The following is a 23,925-nucleotide window of genomic DNA, read 5'->3' as shown; positions in this document are numbered from 1 at the left end:
AATCGCGCTCGTTGAAACGATACTCAGAGGAATCGAGAGATGGCTGCCAAGGAAGTGAAGTTCTCCGCCTCCGCGCGTGAAAAGATGCTGCGTGGCGTGGACATCCTGGCCGACGCTGTGAAGGTCACGCTGGGCCCGAAGGGCCGCAATGTCGTGATCGAGAAGTCGTTCGGTGCTCCGCGCATCACCAAGGACGGCGTGTCGGTCGCCAAGGAAATCGAGCTGGCCGACAAGTTCGAGAACATGGGCGCCCAGATGGTCCGCGAGGTCGCCTCGAAGACCAACGACCTGGCGGGCGACGGCACCACCACCGCCACCGTGCTGGCCCAGGCCATCGTCCGTGAGGGCGTGAAGGCCGTCGCCGCCGGCATGAACCCGATGGACCTGAAGCGCGGCATCGACATCGCCGTCGAGACCGTGGTGAACGACATCCGCGGCCGCGCCAAGAAGGTCACCACCAACGACGAGATCGCCCAGGTCGGCACCATCTCCGCCAACGGCGAGGCCGAGATCGGCAAGATGATCGCCCAGGCGATGGAGAAGGTCGGCAACGAGGGCGTCATCACGGTCGAGGAGGCCAAGAGCCTCGAGACCGAGCTGGACGTCGTCGAGGGCATGCAGTTCGACCGCGGCTACCTGTCGCCGTACTTCATCACCAACGCCGACAAGATGATCGCGGATCTCGAGAATCCGTACATCCTGCTGCACGAGAAGAAGCTGTCGGGCCTGCAGGCCCTGCTGCCGGTCCTCGAGGCCGTCGTGCAGTCCGGCCGTCCGCTGCTGATCGTCGCCGAGGACGTCGAGGGCGAGGCCCTGGCGACCCTGGTCGTCAACAAGCTGCGCGGCGGCCTGAAGATCGCCGCCGTGAAGGCCCCGGGCTTCGGCGACCGCCGCAAGGCGATGCTGGAGGACATGGCCATCCTGACCGGCGGCCAGGTCATCAGCGAGGATCTCGGCATCAAGCTCGAGAACGTCACCCTCGACATGCTGGGCACCGCCAAGAAGGTCGTGATCTCCAAGGAGAACACCACCATCGTCGACGGCGCCGGCTCCAAGGCCGACATCGAGGCCCGTTGCGCCCAGATCCGCGCCCAGGTCGAGGAGACCACCTCGGACTACGACCGCGAGAAGCTGCAGGAGCGTCTGGCGAAGCTGGCTGGCGGCGTCGCCGTCATCCGCGTCGGCGGTGCGACCGAGGTCGAGGTGAAGGAGCGCAAGGACCGCGTTGACGACGCGATGCACGCCACCCGCGCCGCGGTGGAAGAGGGCATCGTCGCCGGCGGCGGCTCGGCCCTGCTGTACGCCACCAAGGCCCTCGACGCCCTGAAGCCGGCCAACGACGAGCAGCGCGTCGGCATCGACATCATCCGCCGCGCCCTGCAGGCCCCGGTCCGTCAGATCGCCTACAACGCGGGCACCGACGGCTCGATCGTGGTCGGCAAGCTGCTGGAGCAGAACGACGCCAACTTCGGTTACGACGCCCAGAAGGGCGAGTTCACCGATCTGGTGAAGTCCGGCATCATCGACCCGGTCAAGGTCGTGCGCACCGCCCTGCAGGACGCCGCCTCGATCGCCGGCCTGCTGATCACCACCGAGGCCATGATCGCCGAGAAGCCGGAGAAGAAGGCTGCTCCGGCCGGCATGCCGGGCGGCATGGGCGGCATGGACGACATGGGCTTCTGATCACCGGCCCACGGTCACCATCTGTCGAACGGGAAGGGGCGCCTCCGCAAGGGGGCGCCCCTTTTCCATGTGCGCCCAGCATTAGCGCGTTCTTGAGGGTGTAAGTCCCTCCGTAAGCTGGTCACGGCGAACGAAGAGAAGCGCAACTGCGGAAGGGCAACCGACCGTGGGAAGGAAGCGTGGATCGCAGCTGCGGGCCGATGAACAAGAACCGGATATGAGGCGGTGCCGACCAGGGCGAGCGGGCATGGAACCGCGAAGCTCTTGTGACCAAGGGTCGGTGGCGTAAATCCGGCGGTCGTGCAGCGAAGGAACGCGTTCTTACCTGGGGAGATCCCGCCTTGCGCCTGAAAGGGCGACGGCGTCGAGCCGGAGCGGGAAGTCAGCAGAGGCCATAGTAGGCGAGGCGCGAGCCGGACCGAAGGGCCGAACGAGGGAGAATGGAGTCCACCCGACGATGCGTGAGGCCATGCGTCAGATGCCGGAGCGATCCGGGAGGCGGGAGAGGAGGACGGGTGAAGCCCGTCCGGAGGCCCGTCTTGACGAAGCCGAGCGCCCGCGCCGGGACACGGACGCCATGGGGCCGGGGCTGCTGGATGCGGTCCTGGCGCGAGAGAACCTTCTGCGAGCGTTGAGGAAGGTGCGGGCCAACGGGGGTGCAGCGGGAGTGGACGGCCTGGACATCGACCAGACCGCCGCACTGCTGAAGAGCCGCTGGCCGGCGATCCGCGACAGCCTGCGGGAGGGGACGTACCGGCCGCAGCCGGTGCGTCGCGTGATGATCCCGAAACCTGGGGGTGGCGAGCGCGAACTCGGCATTCCCCCGGTGACGGACCGCCTGATCCAACAGGCGATGCTGCAAGTTCTCCAGCCGATCCTCGATCCCGGCTTCAGCGACCACAGTTACGGCTTCCGTCCCGGCCGGAGTGCGCACGACGCCGTCCTTGCGGCGCAAAGCTTCGTGCAGTCCGGCCGGCGGATCGTCGTGGATGTGGACCTGGAGAAGTTCTTCGACCGGATCGACCATGACCTTCCGATCGACCGTCTGTCCAAGAGGGTCCCGGACCCGGCCATCATCCGGCTGGTGCGGGCCTACCTGGATGCCGGCGTCATGGAGGACGATGGGGCGGTCGCACGGCGTCGGACGGGTTCCCCGCAAGGGGGACCGCTGTCGCCGCTGCTGGCCAATCTGATCCTGGACGAGGTGGACAAGGAACTGGAACGCCGGGGCCATGCCTTCTGCCGCTACGCCGACGACTGCAACGTCCATGTGCGGTCGCGTCGGGCGGGAGAGCGGGTGATGGCCCTGCTGCGGCGCCTCCATGGCCGGTTGCACCTGACGGTGAACGAAGCCAAGAGCGCCGTGGCCCCCGTCTTCGGCCGCAAATTCCTCGGCTATGCCTTCTGGGCCGGACCGAAGGGAGAGGTCAGGCGGAGGGTCGCCGACAAGGCGATCACGGCGTTCAAGGACCACATCCGCGACCTGACGCCCCGGCTGACGGGACGGTCGATGGCCGCGGTGGTGGCGAGGCTGCGCGATTTCCTGCTGGGCTGGAAAGCCTACTTCCGACTGGCGCAAACTCCAAAGGTCCGGCGAACGCTGGACGAATGGATACGCCACCGGCTGCGGGCCATTCAGCTCAAGCAGTGGAAGCGGGGAAGACCATCTTCCGGGAACTGACGGCCAGAGGGGCCAAGCCCGCCGTCGCCCAACAAATCGCGGCCAATGGCCGACCCTGGTGGGGCAACAGCGGCAAGCTTCTCAATGCAGTCCTCACGATCAAATGGGCAGACCAACTCGGACTGCCCAGGCTCGCATGACCTCAATCCCCCGAACCGCCCGGTGCGGACCCGCATGCCGGGTGGTGTGGCAGGGGTGCGACCTTCTCGGGTCGCACCCTATGCCGATTCATGGCGGCCGTCCCCGTGCGCCCGCTACCACAGGCGCTCCTCCAGGCGCCGGGCGGTGCTCTTCTCCTCCGGGGTTTCCGGGGCCGGGGTTTCCGGGGCCGGCGCTTCGGAGGCAGGCGCTTCGGAAGCGTCGCGGTCGGCGGCGCTCAGCGCTTCGGCGGCCTCGCGCAGGCTGCGGCTGCTGGCGTTGTCCGGGACCTGGATGCCGTCGTCGGGGCCGTAGCCGTCGCCCTCCCCGGCGGAGATCTCCCGGGCCGCCCGGGCCCAATGGTCGAGGTGGCGGCCCTCCGGCCGGCCTTCCCGTTCCCAGATGTCGTAGGCGCGGGCGCGCACCCGCGGGTCGTTGGGGCCGAGGATGTGTTCCATGGCCGGCCTCCTCAGGTCCTGTCGGGTTCGGACGGGGTGGAGATGCGGTCCAGCGCGTCGCCGACCGCCGCGTCGTCCTTGGCATCCGTCGCCAGATCGCCCAGCGCGACGATGCCGGTCAGCCGGTCGTTGGCATCCACCACCGGCACGCGGCGGATCTGCAGGTCGCCCATCAGCCGCGTCACCTCGATCACCGCGTCGTCCTCGTAGCAATAGCGGGGCTCGGCGGTCATCACCTCGGACACCTTGCACTGGTCGGGCGCCAGGCCGGCGGAGGTGGCGCGCACGGTGATGTCGCGGTCGGTCAGCACGCCGACCAGCGTCTGCCCGTCGCACACCGGCAGCATGCCGACGTTGAACTGGTCCATCTTCCGGGCGGCGCTGCGGATCGTGTCGTCGGGCCGCACCACCTCGACCTGCCGGGTCATGATGTCTCGGATCTTCATGGGCTCGCCCTCTTCTGTCGCTTGTCTGAAGCAACAGCGCGGGAGCCGCGACGTCGCGCCCGTACGCCGGCCGGGCGTCAGCCGAAGAGGGCGGGCGTCAGCCGAGCCACCAGAGCGGATCGACCCCGAACAGCAGGGGATGCACCGCCAGCATCGCCGCATAGGCCGCCAGCCCGCCGAACGGCCGTGCCCAGCCGATTTCCGCCAGGGCCAGCCGCTGCCGCCCCGCCAGGATGGCGGCGAAGGGCAGGATGGAGGTCTCGGCCCGGAAGGCGCGTCCCTCGGCCGAGCGGCGCAGCAGCCAGTCGTTCTTGGCCATGGCGAACAGGGCGATCGCCGCCATGGTGACGAACAGCACGACCCGGCGGCCGTCACCCGTCGCCTGCAGATGCAGCAGCGCCCACAGCAGCAGCCCGACGCTGCCGGGGAAGCGGGTGATCCGGTAGATGCCGCGCGGCGGGTTGGGCGCCGCCGGCTCGCCGAACCTGGTCGTCACGCGGGCGGCCAGCAGCAGGAAGACCAGCGGCATCAGCGCCGCCACCAGCGGCGGCGCCCAGTCCGCCGGCACGAACAGCGGCATGCCGCCGCCCGCCTCGGCATAGGCGAAGACGAACAGCGCGAGGGTGACGAGCGAGCCGACCGAATGCAGGGCGGCGAAGCCCGGCCGCCCCAGCCGCGCCACCAGCGCGGGCCGCACCCCCGGCCAGGAGGGAACGGCATGGCTGGCGAACAGCAGAAGGGCGGAGGCGAGGAGAGCGGTGGTCATGACGGGATCAAACGCCGCGGCCGGGAGGGGCGCCTTGATTGCGATCAATTCTCAGGGCCTGCCCGCTCCATGGCCGCAGGAAAAACCCGCGGGCGGCCGGCCGGCCACCCGCGGGCGAAGACCCGGATCCTGCCGCGGCGGTCAGGCCGCGAGGTGCCGCAGCACGTAGTTCAGCACGCCGCCGTTCCGGTAATACTCGACCTCGTCCAGCGTATCGATGCGCAGCAGCAGCGTGTGCTCCTCCTTGCTGCCGTCGGCGCGGGTCAGCGTCAGGGTGACGTCCTTGCGCGGCCGCAGGTCCTGCTCGATCCCGGCGATGTCGAAGCGCTCCGACCCGTCCAGCTTCAGGGTCTGGCGGGTGACGCCGTCCTTGAACTGCAGCGGCAGGATGCCCATGCCGACGAGGTTGGAGCGGTGGATGCGCTCGAAGCTCTCGGCGATCACCGCCTTGATGCCCAGCAGCCTGGTGCCCTTCGCCGCCCAGTCGCGCGACGAGCCGGTGCCGTACTCCTTGCCGGCCACCACGACCAGCGGAACCCCCTCGTCGGCATAGCGCATGGCGGCGGTGTAGATCGGCAGCCGCTCGCCCGAGGGATAGTGCCTGGTCTCGCCGCCCTCGACGCCCGGCAGCAACTCGTTCTTGATGCGGATGTTGGCGAAGGTGCCGCGCATCATCACCTCGTGGTTGCCGCGGCGGGCGCCGTACGAGTTGAAGTCCTGCGGGCGGACCTGATGACTCAGCAGATACTCGCCGGCCGGGCTGGTCTTCTTGATCGAGCCGGCGGGCGAGATGTGGTCGGTGGTGATGGAATCGCCCAGCACCGCGAGAGCCCGCGCCCCCCGGACGTCCGACACCGGCTCCGGCGTCCTGGGCAGGCCGTCGAAGAAGGGCGGCAGCTTCACGTAGGTGGAGCTCGCCTGCCACTGGTAGGTCTGGCCCTCCGCCGTGGCGATCGCCTGCCACTGCTGCGGCCCCTTGAAGACGTCCGAATAGCGGCTGCGGAACATCTCCGGCGTCAGCGAGGCGTTGATGGCGTCCTGCACCTCCTGGTTGGTCGGCCAGATGTCCTTCAGATGGACGGGCTGGCCGTCCGCCCCGGTGCCGATGGGGTCCCGGGTCAGGTCGACCAGCAGGTTGCCGGCCAGCGCATAGGCGACGCAGAGCGGCGGCGAGGCGAGGTAGTTGGCGCGGGTGTGCGGGTTGACGCGGCCTTCGAAGTTGCGGTTTCCCGACAGCACGGCGCCGACCACCAGATTGCCCTCCTCGACCGCCGCGGCGATCGGGTCGGGCAGCGGGCCGGAGTTGCCGATGCAGGTGGTGCAGCCGTAGCCGACGATGTTGAAGCCGAGCTGGTCGAGGTAGGGCTGCAGCCCCGCCTTCGCCAGATAGTCGGTCACCACCTGCGAGCCGGGGGCGAGCGAGGTCTTGACCCAGGGCTTCTGCGTCAGCCCCTTCTCGACCGCCTTCTTGGCGACGAGGCCGGCGGCCACCAGCACGGCCGGGTTGGAGGTGTTGGTGCAGGAGGTGATGGCGGCGATCACCACGGCGCCCTGCTCCAGCTTGTAGTCCGCGCCGGCGACCGCGACCGCCTTCTTCGGGTCGTCGGCCTTGAACGACTCCACCATGTCCCTGGCGAAGCCCTGCGCCAGGGCCGACAGCGGCACGCGGTCCTGCGGACGCTTCGGGCCGGCCAGCGACGGCTCGACCGTGTCCATGTCCAGCTCCAGCGTGTCGGTGAAGACCGGGTCCGGCGTGCCGGCGTCGCGCCACATGCCCTGCGCCTTGGCGTAGGCCTCGACCAGCGCGACGCGCTCGGCGTCGCGGCCGGAGAAGGCCAGGTACTTCAGCGTCTCCGCATCCACCGGGAAGATGCCGCAGGTGGCGCCGTATTCCGGGGCCATGTTGCCGATGGTCGCCCGGTCGGCCAGCGTCAGGCTGTCGAGGCCGGGGCCGAAGAACTCCACGAACTTGCCGACCACGCCCTTCCTGCGCAGCATCTGCGTGACGGTCAGCACGAGGTCGGTGGCGGTGGTGCCCTCCTTCAGCCGGCCGGTCAGCTTGAAGCCGACGACCTCGGGGATCAGCATGGAGATGGGCTGGCCCAGCATGGCCGCCTCGGCCTCGATGCCGCCGACGCCCCAGCCCAGCACGCCGAGGCCGTTCACCATGGTGGTGTGGCTGTCGGTGCCGACCAGCGTGTCGGGATAGGCCACAAGCTTGCCGGCCGGGTCGCTGTCGGTCCAGACGGTCTGGGCGAGATACTCGATGTTGACCTGATGGCAGATGCCGGTGCCCGGCGGCACGACGCGGAAATTGTCGAACGCCTTCTGGCCCCAGCGCAGGAAGGCGTAGCGCTCCAGGTTGCGCTCGAACTCCAGTTCGACGTTGCGCTGGAAGGCGTCGCCCGAGCCGTAATAGTCGACCATCACCGAATGGTCGATGACGAGGTCTACCGGAACCAGCGGATTGATCTTCCTGGGGTCGCCGCCCAGCGCCGCCATCGCCTCGCGCATCGCGGCGAGGTCGCAGACCGCCGGCACGCCGGTGAAGTCCTGCATCAGCACGCGGGCCGGGCGGTAGGCGATCTCCCGGTCGGACCGCTTGTCCTTCAGCCACTGGGCGACCGCCTTGATGTCGTCCACCGTCACCGTGCGCCCGTCCTCGAAGCGCAGCAGGTTCTCCAGCAGGACCTTCATCGAATAGGGCAGGCGGGACAGGTCGCCCAGCCCGGCCTCCCCGGCGGCCTTCAGGCTGAAATAGTCATAGCTCCTGCCGCCCACCTGGAGAGAGCGGCGGGTCTTCATCGTGTCCTGACCGGTGAACGTGGTCACGGCTGTGCCTCCTTTTTTCGCGTCGGATGGCGGCTTGCGTCAGACGGCGACGATTGTCCGGCGTTCGTCGGAAACCATGGGATTCGGGCATATGTTCCGGGCACGGCGTCCTCGGGCCATGTCCAGGGCAAATCACAGTCCGGATCTGGGGCTGCGCCGTAAGAATGCAAGAGACGAGCCCGGGTATCCCGCCCTTGGCGGACCGCGGGGCCGGGCAATCGCCGGCCGTCTTGATTTGCCGTTTCCTGGTATGACCACTTGCCGGCCCGGCGGCGACGCCTGCGCCGGACCCGGCGCGACCGCGCTCTGCTGGCGGCTCAGGCCGGCTTCACCGCCACATAGCGGAAGAAGCGCAGTCCGCTGCCCAGCACCTTCAGCCGCATCCACCACAAGGACAGCTCGCGCGCCAGCGCCGACAGCACGCGGGCGCCGGGGACGGCCTGCTGCAGCGTCTCGCCCAGGCGGCGGACCCGCTCGATGATCTGGCGGCGGTGCAGCCGGGTCAGATCCTCGCAGACGCGCAGGTCCAGGTTCCGCTGCGACAGCTCGTCCGCCAGCCTCGTGCCGGTCCAGGGATAGACCTCCAGCGGCTCTTCCGACCGCCAGCCGTTCCAGTTGTCCCAGGACCCCGGCGTGCCCTCGATCACGTAGTCGAACAGCAGGATGCCGCCGCGCGGCTTGACGCAATCGGCGATGCGGTCGAGCAGGCCGTCCTTGTCGCGCACCCCGTGCACCACGCGGTCCGCCATCACGAGGTCGAAGCTGCCGGCCTGGTTGAACTGCTCCGGATCGTAATGGGCGACCGGCGCCTTCTTGGCGAGGCCGAGCGCCTTCGACCGTTCCATCGCCATCTTCGCCAGCACCGGCGACGCCTCGAGCCCGGTGACCCAGGTGTCGTAGCTGTTGACCAGCGCCCTCGCGGTGCCGCCCAGGCCGGCCGAGAGGTCCAGCACGCTCTTGGCCGGGTTCAGCCCGAAGGAGCGGACCGAATCCACCATCCATTGGGCATCCGACGGGCCGACCTGATCGTCGCCCCACAGGAGCTGCGCCCCCTCCGCCCGCGCCGGCGACCACACCGGCTCGCCCTGGCGGTCGAGCTGCTGCAGGCTGAGCCGCTCGTAATCGACGGCGGACGCCTCCACGGCCGCGGCGGTGCCGGCGGGATGCGGATGGGCGGCGGTGCCCACCGACTCGACCGGGCGCAGGGCGGAGCGCGGGCCGCTCGCCATCCGGTCGATCCGGCGCTGCAGGTCGGCCAGGTCATACCCCTCCCACCAGGCCTCCAGTCTGGCCCGCCAGTCGGGGTTGCGCCACCGCTCGATCTCCCGCTGCACCGTCCCGTCCTCTTTCCTCTGATCCTTATGCGATGCCTCGGATTTGAGACAAAGCGTTACAAATATGCAGCGATATCTCTTTTTATGTTGCAAATTAGAAGTAAGAATGCAGCGATGGTCTGTCAAGAAACCAAAGCTTTACTATGACTTTGGAAAGAAAACGAGTTATCGCAAAATTTTGCGTAACTTGGCCGGGGAGGAGCCGTTGCAGCACCCGGCGGCAGATCCTATAGTTCGGCACCACATTGCTGAAGCGAGCCTGTCCTGTGCCGGAAGAGCTGCCCGTGTCCGAAGAGCACGAGAATCCCTGGACCGTCCTGTCCGCCACCACCAAATACGCCAATGCCTGGATGGAGGTGGTCGAGCACCGCGTGCTGACGCCGCAGGGCAACCCCGGCATCTATGGTGTCGTGCGGCCCCATTGCATCGCCACCGGCGTGGTGCCGATCGACGACGAGGGCAGGGTGACGCTGGTCGGCCAGTTCCGCTTCGCTCTCGACCAGTACAGCTGGGAGATCCCGGAAGGCGGCGGCGAGAAGAACGTCGAGCCGCTGGTCAGCGTCCAGCGCGAGCTTCTGGAGGAGACGGGCCAGACCGCCCGCCACTGGCTGCCGCTGATGACGCTGCACCTGTCCAACAGCCTGACCGACGAGGTCGCCTATGGCTTCCTCGCCTGGGGGCTGGAGCAGGGCGAGGCGCAGCCCGACGATACCGAGATGATCGAGGTGCGGCGCGTGCCCTTCGCCGAGGCGCTGGAGATGGCGCTCGACGGCCGCATCACCGACGCCATCGCGGTCACGGCCCTGCTGAAGGTGCAGGTTCTGGCGACGGCCGGGCGGCTGCCGGAGGACGTGACCCGTCTGATCCTGGGTCGCTGAGCCCGATGCACGCCGTCGCCATCGATTTCGAGACCGCCAACGAGACGCGGACCAGCGCCTGTTCCATCGGCGTCGCCTGGATCGAGGACGGGCGGGTCGTCGCCACCGAGGAGCATCTGATCCGCCCGCGGGAGCTGCGCTTCAACGCCTTCAACTCGGCGATCCACGGCATCCGGGCGGAGGATGTGGCCGACGCCCCGGAATTTCCCGCGGTGTGGGACCGCATCCGCGACCGCTTCCGGGACCGGCTCGTCCTGGCGCACAATGCCGCCTTCGACCTCAGCGTCCTGCGCCATACGCTGAGCGACTACGGCATGGCGTGGCCGGCCTGCTCCTATCTCTGCACGGTGATCCTCGCGCGGCGGGCCTGGCCGGACCTGACGGCGCACAAGCTGAATCATCTGGCGGGCTTTCTCGGCCTGACGCTCGACCATCACCGGGCGGGCAGCGACGCGGAGGCCTGCGGCCGCATCGCGCTGGCCGCCACCCGCAGGCTGGGGCTGGAGCGGTTCGACGAGATCGAGGGCGCGACGGGCATCCTGTTGGGCCAGGTGACCGCCGACGGCTACACCCCATGCAAGGGCGGCCGCGCCCCGGCCCGCCGCCGCGCCGCGGTGGTCTGAGCGTTCAGGAGATCGCGAAGCAGCCTTCGCGCAGGCAGATCGGGCCGGCGATGAGCCAGCGGCGGCGTATATAGGCGTCGCTGAACCAGCGGAGCGCGGCAAGGCCGGCATCCGGCCTTCCGGGCACACCCCCCGCCAGCAGGTGGATCAGCAGGCGCCGCAGGATGGCATCGGCATTCTCGTCGTCGACCCGCAGATAGGCCAGTGCCACGGCGATGGCGTAGAGGGCGTTGATGACCTTCAACTCGCGGGCCTGCGCGTCGCTGTCGAAGGCGGCGCACCGTACCGGGCGCTGGCCCATGATGGCCGTCGTGATGACGTACAGCGTCTGCGCCGCCGGGCCATGGTCCGCCGGGCTGCCGGACAGGGCTTTCCGCAGTTCCGCGATATCGACGGCGGCCTGCTCGACCGACAGCTCGTCCAGTTCGAGCGGTTCTTCGAGAATGATCCCGAAACCGGCGAGGGTCGGTCCGGTCTTCCTCTTCCACTCCTCGAAAAGGGCGTGAAGAGCCTCGACCCGCTTACGATGTCTCATCATCGCAGCAGCCAGCCCTCGTTGAACGGCATGGGTCTTCTATGGGATCAGGAGGAACTGCGGGATCAGGGAACGGCAGCCTATTGCGGCCAGTGCTTCAGCAGGTCGCGGGCAACCCTGGCATGGGTCGCGTCGCCGCTCTTCCAGGTCTTGCGGGCGAAGGCGACCGCCGCGTCGTCGTCGAACTGCGTGGTCCGGCGCCCGAGCACCGATCCTATGAGCGCGGCGAGCCCGCGCTTCGGTTCGGGCCGGAACAAGCCGTCGACCGCATCTGCATGATCGGAATCGGTGTGCGCGGTCATCGCGGCCTTCTTCTGTCCGGCTTCGGTCATGACCACACTACCTCTTCGGAGTATATCGAGTCAAAGGGTCTGCAACCGTCACGGCGTGCCTGCCGGAGGCGATGCGCCGAAAACGCGCCTCCGTAGTACTTGAGTATGCCATGATTCCCCGTGGCGGGAACTAGGCCTTTCGCCGGGCGGCCTCCGGGCGGACCCTGACCCGCGTCACGCCGCCCCGGCGAGCGCCATCATCCGGCGCAGCTCGTTCGGGAAGACCGGCTTGTGCAGGATGCGGAAGCCGTTGCGCTCCGCCTCGGCCAGCCGCTCGGGCGCGGTGTCGCCGGTCAGGATAATGCCGGGCACGTCGGTGCCGACCAGCCCCTGCACCGCCACCAGCGCCTCCGGCCCCGTGCGGCCCTGCTGGAGCTGGTAGTCGGCCAGCACCAGCCGCGGGCGGCGGCCGTCGGCGCGCAGCCGCTCCAGCGCCTGGTCGCCGGACCGGGCGGTCAGCACGTCATAGCCCCATCCCTCCAGCATCGCCTTGAGGCCGAGCAGGATGATCGCCTCGTCGTCGATCACCAGCACCAGATCCTTGGCCGCCCCGTCGTTGGCGACCGCGCCGGTGACCGCCGCGCCGTTGACCGCCGCGCGCGGCGCGATGCCCCGGGCGACGGCGGGCGAGCCCGGCCCCGGCGGTGTGATGGCGCCGGGGACCGGACGGCAGGGCGGTTCGGCGAAGGCGCTGGCGGCCAGCATGGCGGCGGCCGGCCGGGTGGAGGTGGCGGCGGCCGGGGATGCGGCGGTCACGCGCGGCAGCGTGACGGAGAAGACCGAGCCCTTGCCCTCCTGCGAGTGGACGCCGATGGGATGGTCGAGCAGGCGCGACAGGCGCCGGACGATGGCGAGTCCCAGCCCCAGGCCGCGCCCGTTGCGGTCGCCGAGCTGCGTGAACTCCTCGAAGATGTCGCACAGCCGGTCGGCCGGGATGCCGAGGCCGCTGTCCCACACCTCCACCCGCACCGCGTCGCCGCGCCGCCGGCAGCCGATCAGGATGCGACCCCTGGGCGTGTAGCGCAGGGCGTTCTCCAGCAGGTTGCGCAGGATGCGCTCCAGATGGGCCGGATCGCTGCGCACCCAGGCGCGGGTCGGGATCGCCCGCAGCTCCAGCCCCTTCTGTTGGGCGCGCGGGGCGTATTCGGCGACCAGCCGGCCGAGCAGGAGGTTCAGCCGGATGTCGACCGGGGCGGCGGTGATCTTGCCGGACTCCAGGCGCGAGATGTCGAGCAGCCCGTCGAGCAGCCCCTTCAGCGTGTCGAGCCCCTGGCGCATGTTGTCCAGCAGCCCCTGGCCGGGATGGCCCTGCAGCCGGTCGCCCAGCGCCGCGGCGAACAGGTAGAGCGACTGCACCGGCTGGCGCAGGTCGTGGCTGGCGGCGGCCAGGAACTTGGACTTGGCGATGTTGGCGCGGTCGGCCTCCTCCCGCGCGCGCTTCAGGTCGGCCTCGGCCTGCTTGCGGTCGGTGACGTTGACGGCGGCGCAGGTGATGCCGGTCAGGCGGCCGTCGTCGTCGTGCAGCGGGTCGACGGTCAGGTCGAAGAACCAGGTGGTGCCCTTCTCGCGGATGCTGACCTCCTGGCGGCAACCCTCGCCGGTCTCCAGCACCCGGCGCTTGATGGCGGTCAGCCGGTCGGCGTCCTCCCGGCTCTCCAGCACCTCATGGTCGGTCCGGCCGATCAGGTCCTCGGGGCCGAAGCTGAGGATCGGCTTGTGCGCCCAGGTGTAGCGCAGGGAGAGATCCTGGTTGAACACCGTGACGCCCGAGTTGCGCAGCGCGGTGCGGAACCGCTCGCCGGCGACGCGCAGGGCCTCCTCGGCCTGCTTGCGTTCGGTGATGTCGAGGCCCGACGCGATGACGTGCGTCACGCGGCCGGTCTCGTCGCGCATCGGCGTCAGGCCGATGTCGACCATCACCGTGCGGCCGCCGTTCATCCGCAGCGCGGCGTCGAACCGGGTCTGCCGGCCGGCCGCCGCCTCGGCCAGCGCCTCGCGCAGCCGCCCGCCCCGTCCTCGCCCTGCGACAGGCAGCAGACCTGGCCGAAGGGATTGCCGACGATGCGTTTCGCCGGCAGGCCGAGCGCCTGGGCGGCGGCATGGTTGACCTGCACCACCACCCCGTCGGTGGTCAGCACGCCGATCAGCACCGGCAGCGCATCCAGCACGGCGCGGGTGTGGCGCTCGGATGCCCGCAGCGCCGCCTCGCGCGTCTCCAGCGTCTCCGCCATCGCGTCGAAGGCCTGGCCGAGCCGGCCGATCTCGGAGCTGCGGTCGGCAAGGTTGGCGCGGGCGGCGCTGTCGCCGGTCCGCCAGCACTGCGCGGCATGGACCAGCGCCTCGACCGGCCGGCGGATGAACCAGGTCCCGCCGATCCAGGCGGCGGCGATGGCGACGACCAGGCCGGCCAGCGTCATCAGCACGCCGTCGCGCGTGGCGCGGTCGATGGCGCCCATCGCCGCCGCCTGATCGATGCCGACGCCGATGAACAGGTCGCGCACCCCGGCGGTGGCGGGGGAGAAGGCCATCACCCGCGGCACCCCGTCCAGCCCGGGCAGCGCCGCGACGCCCATCCGCTCCGCCCCGAGGAGGGCGAGATGCGAGGCGGGCAGCTTCTCGCCGATCCCGGCGGTGCCGGCCGGCAGCTTCACCAGCACCGTGCCGGAGCGGTCGGCGACGATCAGCGAGGCATTCCCCGGCAGCGGCCGGGCGGCGAAGTTGCGGGTCAGCCAGGGTGCATCGAGGGCTGCGGTGACCACGCCGCCGAGCGTACCGTCCTCGCCGCGGAAGGGGACGGCGACCGGCAGCTCGCCGCCATCGTCCGGCGATCCGGCGGCAGACGATCCGGCGGCGGACGATCCGGCGGCGGACGATCCCGGCTGCCACTCGCCGACCACGAATCGCTCCTCCATCAGCGCGCGGCGGAAATGCGGCAGGTCGGCCATCGTCGCGCCGATGCGCGACGGGTCGCCGCTGCACAGGATGCGCCCGTCGCGGTCGGCGACGGAGATGGCGCGATAGCCTTCGGAGGAGCGGACCAGCCGGTTCAGATAGGTCTGGCAGCGGGGAACGTCGTTGGTGCGCAGGAACGAGGCTTCGGCGACCGCGGCCAGCATCAGCCGCGCGCTTTCGACGATGTGGGACTGTTCGCCTTCGACCATGTGGAGGATGCGCTCGGCCTGGGCGACGATCTCGCCGGCGCGTTCGGAGCGGAGCTGCAGGACGCTGTGGAGCTGCATGCCGAGCGCCGGGACCACGGCCAGCAGCACCAGCAGGAAGAGGCGGGTCAGAAGCGTCATGAGCGTGCTCCCCAGGGCGCGGCCCGGCGGGAAACCCTTCCCCTGCCCGTGCCGCCCTCCTGTGGATAGCCCCGTCATGGTTAAATCACTGTTAATTTGACCCGATAGAGTCGCGACAACAAAGAAATCAGACGGCGCTTTCGTGGAACGGCTTTTCGACTTTGAAATCACACCTGAAATACTTCGTCACAAATTCCGACATTCAGACGCCGGGATGCCTGGAAAGAAGGGATTACTCCTTTCGATAGGAGGCGGAGACTTCCGGAACCGGAGCGTAGGCGAAACGATCTCTACCGCGGGAACATGCGAGCGCGGTGCGCTGTTGAACCGGCGCCATGACCACACCCTTCCTCCTCCCCCCGCATCCCGACACCGCCGGCGGCACGCCCCGCCGGGTGGGCGTCGAACTGGAATTCGCCGACCTCGACGCACCGTCCGCGGCGACCGCGGTGCGCGACCTGTATGGCGGAGTCATCGACGTGATCGACCCGCACCGCTGCGCGGTCCGCGGGACGAGGCTCGGCGACTTCACGGTGGAGCTGGACATGCGCTCGGCCCATCCGGCGAAGACCGGCGCGCCGCCGCCCGGGTCTGCCCCCGGCAAGGCGGATGCGCTGCTCGACGCGCTGCGTCCGCTGTGGGGCAACATCGGAAGCCTGGTGATGCCCTTCGAGGTCGCCGCCCCGCCGGTGCCGATCGCGCAGATGGAGGAGCTGGAGGCGCTGATCCACAGCCTGCGCCGCCGCGGCGCCGCCGGGACGGAGGCGAGCCCGCTCTTCGCCTTCGGGCTGCACTTCAATCCCGAGGTGGCGCGCGAGGACGCCGGCTACATCCTCGACCATCTCAAGGCCTTCCTGATCCTGGCGCCCTGGCTGCGCAGCGAGATCAGGATCGATCCAACCCGGCGGCTCACCGGCTTCATCGCCGCCTTCCCGGCCGACTACGCGCTGAAGGTGGTCGATCCGGCCTATCGTCCCGACCTGGGCGGGCTGATCGACGATTACCTGGCGGCCAATCCGACGCGCAACCGCGAGCTGGACCTGTTCCCGCTCTTCGCGCATCTCGATCCCGACCGGCTGTTCGCCAAGGTCACGGACCCGCATGTGCGGTCGCGCCCGACCTTCCACTACCGCCTGCCCAACGCCAGGCTCGGCGATCCCTCCTGGTCGCTGGCGACGGAATGGAACCGCTGGGTGGCGGTGGAGGAGCTGGCGGACGACCGCGAGCGGCTCGACCGGCTGGGGGCGGACTACCGTGCCTTCGCCGCCCGCAAGGCGCTGGGCGACTGGGCCGAGGAGGCCCGCCGCCGCGTCGCCGCGCCGCGCGCCGGCTGACGGGCGAGGGCGCCATGGTCGCGCTGACGGGCAGGGCGAAGCCGCTGATCGGGGTGACCGCTTCCGTCCACGGCAGCCGCATCGCCTGGTGGGCGAACCGGCTGGCCCTGCGCCGGGCCGGGGCCTCGGCCGTGCGGATCACGGCGGAGGCGCCCTATCCCATCGAGGATCTGGACGGGCTGGTGGTCGGCGGCGGCGACGACATCGACGCGGCGCTCTACGGCGAGACCGCAAGGCCGCACATCCGCATCGATCCGGAGCGTGACCGGCTGGAGATGCGCGCGCTGGACTGCGCCGCCGCGCTGGGGCTGCCGGTGCTCGGCATCTGCCGCGGCTCGCAGATGATCAACGTCCACCGCGGCGGCTCGCTGCACATCGACATCCACGAGGTGTACGAGGAAGCGCCGCACATGCGCACGGTGCTGCCGCGCAAGCGCATCCGGATCGAGCCGGACAGCCACCTCTACCGCATCCTCGCATCGCCGAGTGCCGGGTGAACGCGCTGCACCACCAGTCGGTCGACCGGCTGGGCGACGGGCTGCGCGTGGTGGCGCGCGAACGGGCGGGCGTCGTCCAGGGCATCGAGGCGGCGGCCCATCCCTTCCTCGTCGGGGTGCAGTGGCATCCGGAATACCTGATCACCGACTCCCGCCAGCAGAACCTGTTCCGCACGCTGGTCTCCGTCGCCGCCGGCCTCGGCGAAGCCGCGCGCGGCCGCGCCGCCGCCCTGGCCTGAGGCGGTCCCGGCCCATCCGGCAAGTCCCAATGGAAAAGCCCTTCCTCCGCTGCCGGGGGAAGGGCTTTCCGTGATGGTCGGTGACGCCGCTCCGGATGTCGCCAGGCGGCATCCGGAGCGGCTGTCGCTGCCGGTTTACTGGCCGCCGCTGGCGCCGGCGCCGCCGCCCGCATCCGGGCCGCAGTTCGGGGTGCCCGGCGGGCAGTGGGTGCCGGTGGCGGTCTGGTTGTCGCGGGCCGGGTTGCTGCCGGTGGCGTTGCCCATGCCCGACGGGGCGACGGTCGAGCCCGAGGAGCCGACCGAACCCGTCGTGCCCATGCCGGAGGAGGAGCCGCTGGTGCCCGTCGAGCCGCTGTTCATCGAACCGCCGTTCATCGAACCCGAGTTGGCCGGGCCGGTGGTCGACAGGCCGGTCGACGGCGAGGTGGTGGTGGAGCCGGTGCTCTGGGCCATCGCCGAACCCGCCATCAGGGCCACGGCGGCGACGGCGCCGATCATCAGGTTACGCATCCTCGTCTCTCCATCTAGTGACGGCGCCATCGCGGGCGCCACTCCGGTTGCCGCGGGCGCCTTGTCCGGTGCCCGCCGGGAGGAGCCCGTCCTCCCTTTCGCCCCTTTCAACAGGGAAGCAGCGACATGGTTTCGATGTCGGAACAGCATTCCCGGCCCCTACTCTCCGGGGGTGTGGGGCGGGGCGACGGGTAAATCCGCAAGAGACGGGAATATTCCTCCGGAAGCGAAACGACGAAACACCGGGGTGGTTTGTTTCGGTAGTTCTTCTCATTGCCCGGGCCGGACGATGAACATCTTCTTCCTGGATCGCGATCCCGCGGCGGCAGCCCGGCTGCACTGCGACAAGCATGTCGGCAAGATGCTGGTGGAGGCCGCGCAGATGATGAGCACAGCGCTGCGGCTGCGGCGGGCGGAGGTCGGCTACCGGGTGGCCTACGCCAACCATCCGGTCACGCTGTGGGTGCGGGCCGGGGCGGAGAACTACCGCTGGACGCTGGAGCTCGCCGATGCGCTGGCGGAGGAGTTCCGCTACCGCTTCGGCCGCGTCCACAGGACGTCGGAGGTGCTGGGGCCGCTGCGCGACGGCGCCGACTGGCGGGCCCTGCTGGGACCCGGGGTGGCGTCGCCGCCGCCGCTGTGCATGCCCGATGCCTGGAAGGTGCCGGGCGACCCGGTGGCGTCCTACCGCGCCTTCTACCGGGCCGAGAAGGCGCATTTCGCCCGCTACACGCGGCGGCCGGTGCCGGATTTCATGATCGGGGCGGTGCCGGCACCGGCGGCATCCGGCACCGTCCCGTCGTCTCCCTCCGCCTGAGCGGCCGCGGTTGCCCGCTCCGTCACCGGGTCTCCGTCACCGGGTCTGGGCGACGGCGCCCTCGTCGGAGATGACGATGTCGACGCGGCGGTTCTGCTGGCGGCCGGAGTCGGTGCTGTTGGAAGCGACCGGCTGCGCCTCGCCCATGCCCTGGCTGACGACGCGGCTGGGGTTCACGCCGCGCGCCACCAGCGCGTCGCGCACCGCCTGGGCGCGCGCCTCGGACAGGCGCAGGTTGAAGTCGGCGTTGCCGGTGCTGTCGGTGTGGCCCTCGATCCGCACGGTGCGGGCCGGGTAGCGCTGCATGAACTGGGCGAGCCGGTCGATCCGCTCGAAGGCGCCGGGGGTCAGCTCGGCCCGGCCGGTGGCGAACAGGATGTCGCCCAGCGTCATGACCAGGCCGCGCTCCGTCCGCTCGGCCTGCAGGTCGCGAAGCTGCTGCTCCAGTTCGGCGTTGCGGGCGCGGAGCTGCCCCTGCTGCCGGTAGGCGTCGGCGTTGGCGACCACGGTCTGGGCGCTCTTGGTCGCCGCGGCCTCACGGGCGATCTGGGCTTCCCGGCTGGCGAGGTAGGCCTGCTGGTCGATCTCGCGGCGATCCGCATTCTTGTCGCGCAGGGTTTCGGCCTTGCGCAGGGCCTCCTCGGCGCGGCGCAGCTCCAGCGGCGCGTTCGACGCGACATCGGGGTTGGCGGCGGCGGCGCTGTAGTCCCGCCGCGCCTGCAGCAGGGCGGCGGTGTCGGTCGGGGTGTCGGCGCAGCCGGCCAGCGCCGCGACCACCAGCCCGGCGGCCAGCAGGGAGGTCTTGTTCGGAATCGGCTTCATGGACGGATCTCCGGATTGCTGTAGCCGCCGCCCCAGCCGGCGCCGCCCGGGGCCAGGGTGGTCGGCGGCACCGTGGAGGGCGCGGCGTAGGAGGAGCCCGACGGCAGGGTGCCGAGCGTGCCGGCCGTGCCGCCGGAACTGCCGTAGCCGGGTGTCGACGGGGCGGCGGGGGCGGCGGCCTGCGGCGGGTTGGCCTGCTGGCGCACCACGCCCGCGGCCTCCTGCGTCAGCGCGCGCTGGGAGCGGGCGGCGGCCAGTTCGGCGTCGGCGCGGGCCTGCTCCGCCAGGCGGCGGGCCTCGGTCCGCTTGTCCTCGCGCATGGCGGTGTCGGCGGCGGCCAGCTTGTCGCGGGCGGACTGCAGCTCGACGGGGGCGAAGCGCGGGGCGCCGGCCTGCTCGGCGGCGAGCACGGCCTGCGAGGCGGCCCCGAGTTCGGCGGTGGGCGGCGGCACGTCGCCGGCGCAGGCGGCAAGGCCGAGCGACACCGTCAGGACGGCGCCGGCGCGCCATCCCAGCCTGTTGAGTCGGTTGCTGTTCATGGCAACGGGGTTCCCTGCTCTGCCGAAGGGACATGACCCTTCGGGTTGGTTCGTCCTCTGCAACGCGCGACGGGCGGGGGAGGTTCCGTCGCCCCCGGCGGGCCCCGATGCCGCCGCCCCCGGCGGGGCTTGTTATGGAACTATCATTTCACAAAGGCCGGCCGCTGGATTATGCCCTCGCTCGACCAACCGGTGCGGAGCGGCCGAGACCATGACCGACCATCCCGAACGCGACCAGCAGGCGCCGTCCGACGCCGTCACGCCCGATCCCGGCCGGCAGGCTCGCGACGACCGGGAGGAGGAGGAGGCCGACGGCGGGGACATGCTGGACCCCGGCGACGACGAGGGGGAGGGCGGGCTCGGCACCGCCCAGCGGTCCAAGCGCATCCCCTGCGCGCTCAGCGGCAAGCGCCGGCCCAAGCGCGACCTCGTCGGGCTCGACACGCTGCGTCCCAGCCTCGCCGACCGCATCCGCCAGGACTATCCCGACCTGCCGCCCGACGCGCTGGTCAGCCGGTCGGAGGTGGCGCGCTACCGGGCGCTCCACGTCGCCGACCTGCTGCAGGCCGAGCATGGCGAGCTGACGGAGCTCGACCGCCGCGTCGCCGAGAGCATCGCCAACCACGACACGCTGGCCGAGAACGTCGACGAGCAGTACGAGGACCGCCGGACGCTGGGCGAGCGGCTGTCCGACCATCTCGCCACCTTCGGCGGAAGCTGGGCCTTCCTGATCTCCTTCGCCCTCTTCCTCGGCCTGTGGATGGTCTTCAACCTCGCCCGCGGCGACGAGACCTTCGACCCCTATCCCTTCATCCTGCTGAACCTGGTGCTGTCCTGCCTCGCCGCCATCCAGGCGCCGATCATCATGATGAGCCAGAAGCGGCAGGAGGCGAAGGACCGGCTGCGGTCGGAGAACGACTACCGCGTCAACCTGAAGGCCGAGCTGGAGATCCGTCACCTGCACGAGAAGATGGACTATCTCCTCCAGCGCCAGTGGCAGCGCCTGACCGAGATCCAGCAGCTCCAGCTCGAAATCATGCAGGAGAAGCGGCTGCGCAAATGAAGGGAGGCGGCCGCGGACGCCGCGTCGCCGACTCCGTCCGGCGTGACCTGGTCGATTCGCTCGGCCGCGCCGACCGTTCCGCGGACCACCCGTCGCCGATCCTGCCATTTTGCCCCCGGCTCCGCTCCGTGCAGACGCACGCCGTCGGGTCGGGAGGCCGCCAGACCGGGGGAGACACCAGCATTTTGCTGCCTCGCAGCAAATTCAACCCCCGGACTACCCCTTTCGGTCGGATGCGCTCTTTTCTTTCGCAGAATATCTGCGATACCGTTTTCCCATGCCCGGGAAGATCATCGCAGTCGGAAACCTGAAGGGCGGCACCGGCAAGAGCACGGTGGCCGTCAACGTGGCGTGTGCGCTGGCGAACGGCGGCAAGGCCAGGGTCGCGCTCGTCGATGCCGACGGGCAGGGAACCGCCGGCGACTGGGGGGCGAAGGGACGGCTTCCCGTCGCGGTCACCGCGCTGCCCTTCGAGGAGGCCGGCGCCGGCTGGCGCGACCGGGTGGACGGCCTCGCCGCCTCGCACGACTTCGTGGTGTTGGACCTGCCGCCGCAGCTCGGCGACGCCATCCTGAACGCCCTGCATGCGGCCAGCCTGTTCGTGGTGCCGGTGACCGCCAGCGGCGCCGACCTGAAGGCGACGGCCAAGGCCATCGACCTGCTGGCCCGCGTCCGGGCGGAGCGGGGCGACCGCCGGCCCGGCTGCCTGCTGGTGCCGTCGCGCGTCGACCGCCGCACCGCCGCCGGCAAGGAGATCGAGGCGGTCCTGCACGAGTTCGGCGAGCCGGTGGCGCCCGCCATCGGCCAGCGCACCGCCCATGTCGACGCCTTCACGGTCGGCGAATGGGTGGGCTCCTATGCCCCGCGCTCGGTGGCGCATGAGGAGATCGAGGTTCTCGCGGCGATCGTCAGAAGGGTGAAGTGATGGCCCCCAGGAAGCGTCCCTCGCTGCGCGAGAACATCGCGCCTGCCGCGGCAGCGCCCGCCGCGGAACCTGCCGCGCCGCCGGCCCCGGACACCGCTCCGGAGCCCGTCTTCCAGGCCCCGGTTTCCCAGGCCCCGGTTTCCCAGGCTCATGAGTCCCCGGCCCCTGAGCCCCAGGCCGGGGACGTGACGGTCGACGTGGCGGCCGATCCGGTGGCGCCGGCCACGCCGCTGACCGGCAGCGCCGAGCCCGACCCGGTCCCCGCCATGGCCGAACCGGCCGCCGCGGCGACGGATACGCCGGCTCCGGCCGCGCCTGTCCAGCCCGCGGCGCCCGAGCCGCCCGCCCCCGAGCCGCCCGCTTCCGAGCCGCCCGCCCCTGCGCCTGCCGTGGCCGGGGCGCCGGCCGCCGCCCTTGCGTCCACCCCTTCCACCGAGCCGGCCGCGCCGCAGCCCGCGCCGGATCCTGTCCCCCTGGCCGCCGCGCCGGTCGAACCCCCTTCAACCACGGAGACGGTCGTGTCCTCATCGCTTTCGGAACCGGTTGTGCCCCCTCCGCCCGCCCCGGCGGCACCGCGCTCCTCGGGCGCCGTCGCCCTGGCCTCGATCGCCCTGGTCGTGTCGATCGCCGGCGTCGGCGCCCTCGTCACCCAGCCGCTCTGGCTGCCGGAAGCCAAGCGCCAGAAGGTCGCCACCCTCGCCCTGACCGACCGCGTCTCGTCGCTGGAGACCCGGCTGGGCACCGCGGCGGCCGGCGCCTCGCTCAGCGACCGCATCGCGGCGCTGGAGACCAGCCTCGCCGCGCTCGACCGCAAGGTGGCGGCGCTGCCCGACGGCAAGGCGGTCGGTGCGCTGGCGATGGCGGAACTGCGCGGCGCGCTGGAGGAGTCCGACCCCTTCGCGGCGGAACTGGTGGCGGTGCGCGCCTCCGGCATCGCCGACGCGGCGCTGACCAAGGCGCTCGACAAGCTCACCCCCTACGCGACCACCGGCGTCCCGACCCGCGAGCAGCTTGCCGCCCGCTTCCTGCTGGCGGTGCCGGAGGTGCTGGCCGCCGACGCCCGCGCCGCCGAAGCCGCCAAGGCGAAGGCCGCCGAGGCTGCCGCTGCCGCCGCAGCCGCCGGTCAGGCGTCCCAGGCTCCCCAGGCCACCCCGCAGCCGCCGGCCGCCGATGCGGCGGGCCAGCCGGCCGACGGCAGCGCCGCGGTCGCCGAGGGGCCCGGGCTGGGCGAGCGGGTCTGGGGCCTCGTCTCCGGGGCTGCCGGCCTGCTGAGCTTCACCGCGGTCAACGCGGTCGAGGGGCGCGGCGCCGCCGGGACCGTGCAGAAGGCTGGGGTGCTGGTCGCCGGGGGCGAGCTGGCCGCCGCGGTCGAGCTGATGATCGCGCTGGAGGGCGAGGCCGCGCAGGCTGCCGGCCCCTGGCTGGCCGACGCGCGGGCGCGGCTGGCCGCGGACGAGGCCGTCTCGCTGATGACCGCGCGCAGCGCCGCCCTGCTGCCCGCCCGCTCCTGACGCCGACGGGAAAGCCCGGCCGGGGCGCTCGCTCCGGCCGGGCTTTTTTCTGCGATCCGTTTGCCGCCGATCCGTTTGCCGCCGATGTGGCCGGATGCGATGTGGCCGGACGGTGGATCAGGCGTCGAGGATGCGGCGGTCGTTCTTGGCGACGAGGCCGCGGACGAAGGGCTCCAGCGCCTCGTCGCTGAAGCCGAAGGCCTGCTGGAAGCGGGCGATCAGGTCACGCTCGCCCGACTCCGCCTCGCCGTCGGCCATGGCGCTGTCGATCATGTTCAGCAGGATGCAGCGGCGCTGGTCCTCGGACAGCCTGGGCGCCGCCTCCTGCAGGAAGGCGTCCACCGGGGTGCCGCGGGCATATTTCAGGCAGCGGTCCAGCTCCTCGCGCGTGGCCGAACGGCCGAGCACGGACACGAGGTGGCCGACCTCCTCCGGGTCGATCTCCCCGTCCGATCCCATGCAGTGGATCAGCGAGATCACCAGGACGCGGCGTGGGGTCAGGTCCATCGGCGCGTTGCCCTTGAACATGTCGAACAGACCCATGGAAGCACTCCCTATGCTGTGCGGTTGAACCGCAGCGGATATGGGGGTGCCGGCTTGCGCGCCTCAAGACGCGCGCAGATGACAAATGCTTCATGAAACGGGCGTCATCCGCGCCCGCTC

At 70.8% G+C, this 23,925-nt stretch carries 24 protein-coding genes; 11 read left to right on the top strand and 13 right to left on the bottom strand.

Annotation, left to right across the window (positions count from 1 at the left end; genetic code table 11):
- Window positions 1-39: 39 nt before the first annotated feature.
- Window positions 40-1,683: a chaperonin GroEL gene (gene groL, locus DEW08_RS17450; RefSeq protein WP_109329219.1), complete on the top strand. Its 1,644-nt coding sequence runs from the start codon at window positions 40-42 to the stop codon at window positions 1,681-1,683.
- A 667-nt stretch (window positions 1,684-2,350) separates the two neighbouring features.
- A complete protein-coding gene (gene ltrA / locus DEW08_RS17440; RefSeq protein ID WP_245986382.1) occupies window positions 2,351-3,364 on the top strand; it encodes a group II intron reverse transcriptase/maturase in 1,014 nt (337 codons plus the stop codon).
- Window positions 3,365-3,618: 254 nt separating this feature from the next.
- On the opposite strand, the gene DEW08_RS17435 is transcribed toward ltrA, so the two are convergent.
- The 5 genes from DEW08_RS17435 to DEW08_RS17415 form a co-directional block, all read right to left on the bottom strand.
- On the bottom strand, window positions 3,619-3,960 hold the full coding sequence (locus DEW08_RS17435; RefSeq protein ID WP_109329217.1) for a DUF2934 domain-containing protein: 342 nt from the start codon (window positions 3,958-3,960) through the stop codon (window positions 3,619-3,621).
- A gap of 11 nt (window positions 3,961-3,971) precedes the next feature.
- Entirely contained in the window at window positions 3,972-4,406 is a 435-nt protein-coding gene (locus DEW08_RS17430) for a CBS domain-containing protein (RefSeq protein WP_109329215.1), read from the bottom strand.
- Between the two features lie 97 nt (window positions 4,407-4,503).
- Window positions 4,504-5,172 carry an NnrU family protein gene (locus DEW08_RS17425; RefSeq protein ID WP_109329213.1) on the bottom strand — a complete coding sequence of 223 codons (669 nt, stop codon included), beginning with the start codon at window positions 5,170-5,172 and terminating at the stop codon, window positions 4,504-4,506.
- A 141-nt stretch (window positions 5,173-5,313) separates the two neighbouring features.
- Window positions 5,314-8,004 carry an aconitate hydratase AcnA gene (gene acnA, locus DEW08_RS17420; protein ID WP_109329211.1) on the bottom strand — a complete coding sequence of 897 codons (2,691 nt, stop codon included), beginning with the start codon at window positions 8,002-8,004 and terminating at the stop codon, window positions 5,314-5,316.
- A 317-nt stretch (window positions 8,005-8,321) separates the two neighbouring features.
- Window positions 8,322-9,338 carry an SAM-dependent methyltransferase gene (locus DEW08_RS17415; RefSeq protein ID WP_109329209.1) on the bottom strand — a complete coding sequence of 339 codons (1,017 nt, stop codon included), beginning with the start codon at window positions 9,336-9,338 and terminating at the stop codon, window positions 8,322-8,324.
- 284 nt (window positions 9,339-9,622) lie between these two features.
- Here DEW08_RS17415 and DEW08_RS17410 point away from each other — a divergent pair, with 284 nt between their 5' ends.
- Window positions 9,623-10,216, top strand: coding sequence for an NUDIX domain-containing protein (locus tag DEW08_RS17410; RefSeq protein ID WP_245986379.1), 594 nt, complete (start codon window positions 9,623-9,625; stop codon window positions 10,214-10,216).
- 5 nt (window positions 10,217-10,221) lie between these two features.
- The gene (locus DEW08_RS17405) at window positions 10,222-10,839 is read left to right on the top strand and encodes a 3'-5' exonuclease (protein ID WP_109329207.1); all 618 of its coding nucleotides are present in this window, start codon (window positions 10,222-10,224) and stop codon (window positions 10,837-10,839) included.
- 4 nt (window positions 10,840-10,843) lie between these two features.
- On the opposite strand, the gene DEW08_RS17400 is transcribed toward DEW08_RS17405, so the two are convergent.
- From DEW08_RS17400 to DEW08_RS33240, 4 genes are all read right to left on the bottom strand, one after another.
- Window positions 10,844-11,377: a hypothetical protein gene (locus tag DEW08_RS17400; RefSeq protein WP_109329205.1), complete on the bottom strand. Its 534-nt coding sequence runs from the start codon at window positions 11,375-11,377 to the stop codon at window positions 10,844-10,846.
- Between the two features lie 77 nt (window positions 11,378-11,454).
- Window positions 11,455-11,706 (bottom strand): hypothetical protein, encoded by a 252-nt coding sequence (locus DEW08_RS17395; RefSeq protein ID WP_109329203.1) that lies wholly within the window; start codon window positions 11,704-11,706, stop codon window positions 11,455-11,457.
- A gap of 174 nt (window positions 11,707-11,880) precedes the next feature.
- Complete coding sequence (locus tag DEW08_RS31735; RefSeq protein ID WP_281262059.1) at window positions 11,881-13,695, bottom strand: PAS domain-containing hybrid sensor histidine kinase/response regulator; 1,815 nt, start codon at window positions 13,693-13,695, stop codon at window positions 11,881-11,883.
- Window positions 13,641-15,005, bottom strand: coding sequence for a HAMP domain-containing protein (locus DEW08_RS33240; protein ID WP_211107148.1), 1,365 nt, complete (start codon window positions 15,003-15,005; stop codon window positions 13,641-13,643). The genes DEW08_RS31735 and DEW08_RS33240 overlap by 55 nt, the downstream gene beginning before the upstream one ends.
- Before the next feature lie 335 nt (window positions 15,006-15,340).
- On the opposite strand from DEW08_RS33240, the gene DEW08_RS17385 reads away from it, so the two are divergent.
- From DEW08_RS17385 to DEW08_RS33235, 3 genes are read left to right on the top strand one after another with little or no spacing between them, the layout of a single operon-like run.
- On the top strand, window positions 15,341-16,339 hold the full coding sequence (locus tag DEW08_RS17385; RefSeq protein ID WP_109329201.1) for an amidoligase family protein: 999 nt from the start codon (window positions 15,341-15,343) through the stop codon (window positions 16,337-16,339).
- A 14-nt stretch (window positions 16,340-16,353) separates the two neighbouring features.
- Complete coding sequence (locus DEW08_RS17380) at window positions 16,354-16,836, top strand: gamma-glutamyl-gamma-aminobutyrate hydrolase family protein (RefSeq protein WP_281262045.1); 483 nt, start codon at window positions 16,354-16,356, stop codon at window positions 16,834-16,836.
- Entirely contained in the window at window positions 16,833-17,075 is a 243-nt protein-coding gene (locus DEW08_RS33235; RefSeq protein ID WP_281262044.1) for a gamma-glutamyl-gamma-aminobutyrate hydrolase family protein, read from the top strand. The genes DEW08_RS17380 and DEW08_RS33235 overlap by 4 nt, the downstream gene beginning before the upstream one ends.
- Window positions 17,076-17,210: 135 nt before the next feature.
- Here the strand turns inward: DEW08_RS33235 and DEW08_RS17375 are convergent, their stop codons facing one another.
- The gene (locus tag DEW08_RS17375; protein WP_146214713.1) at window positions 17,211-17,585 is read right to left on the bottom strand and encodes a hypothetical protein; all 375 of its coding nucleotides are present in this window, start codon (window positions 17,583-17,585) and stop codon (window positions 17,211-17,213) included.
- A gap of 289 nt (window positions 17,586-17,874) precedes the next feature.
- Between DEW08_RS17375 and DEW08_RS17370 the strand changes: the two genes are divergently transcribed.
- A complete protein-coding gene (locus DEW08_RS17370; protein WP_109329196.1) occupies window positions 17,875-18,402 on the top strand; it encodes a pyrimidine dimer DNA glycosylase/endonuclease V in 528 nt (175 codons plus the stop codon).
- Between the two features lie 36 nt (window positions 18,403-18,438).
- Here DEW08_RS17370 and DEW08_RS17365 read toward each other — a convergent pair whose 3' ends face one another.
- On the bottom strand, window positions 18,439-19,224 hold the full coding sequence (locus DEW08_RS17365; RefSeq protein ID WP_109329194.1) for an OmpA family protein: 786 nt from the start codon (window positions 19,222-19,224) through the stop codon (window positions 18,439-18,441).
- Window positions 19,221-19,763: a DUF4398 domain-containing protein gene (locus tag DEW08_RS17360; protein ID WP_168220384.1), complete on the bottom strand. Its 543-nt coding sequence runs from the start codon at window positions 19,761-19,763 to the stop codon at window positions 19,221-19,223. Before DEW08_RS17360 ends, DEW08_RS17365 begins: the two co-directional genes overlap by 4 nt.
- 211 nt (window positions 19,764-19,974) lie before the next feature.
- Between DEW08_RS17360 and DEW08_RS17355 the strand changes: the two genes are divergently transcribed.
- The 3 genes from DEW08_RS17355 (at window position 19,975) to DEW08_RS31260 (ending at window position 23,262) form a co-directional block, all read left to right on the top strand.
- A complete protein-coding gene (locus DEW08_RS17355) occupies window positions 19,975-20,826 on the top strand; it encodes a DUF1003 domain-containing protein (RefSeq protein WP_245986378.1) in 852 nt (283 codons plus the stop codon).
- A gap of 277 nt (window positions 20,827-21,103) precedes the next feature.
- Complete coding sequence (locus DEW08_RS17350; protein WP_109329192.1) at window positions 21,104-21,751, top strand: ParA family protein; 648 nt, start codon at window positions 21,104-21,106, stop codon at window positions 21,749-21,751.
- A 185-nt stretch (window positions 21,752-21,936) separates the two neighbouring features.
- A complete protein-coding gene (locus tag DEW08_RS31260; RefSeq protein WP_168220383.1) occupies window positions 21,937-23,262 on the top strand; it encodes a hypothetical protein in 1,326 nt (441 codons plus the stop codon).
- Window positions 23,263-23,379: 117 nt separating this feature from the next.
- Here the strand turns inward: DEW08_RS31260 and DEW08_RS17340 are convergent, their stop codons facing one another.
- Complete coding sequence (locus tag DEW08_RS17340) at window positions 23,380-23,805, bottom strand: tellurite resistance TerB family protein (protein WP_181449428.1); 426 nt, start codon at window positions 23,803-23,805, stop codon at window positions 23,380-23,382.
- Window positions 23,806-23,925: the final 120 nt, after the last annotated feature.

Source organism: Azospirillum thermophilum (assembly GCF_003130795.1).
Lineage (GTDB): Bacteria > Pseudomonadota > Alphaproteobacteria > Azospirillales > Azospirillaceae > Azospirillum > Azospirillum thermophilum.
The sequence above is the reverse complement of the archived record's forward strand: the minus strand, read 5'-3'. Positions and strand labels throughout refer to the sequence as shown.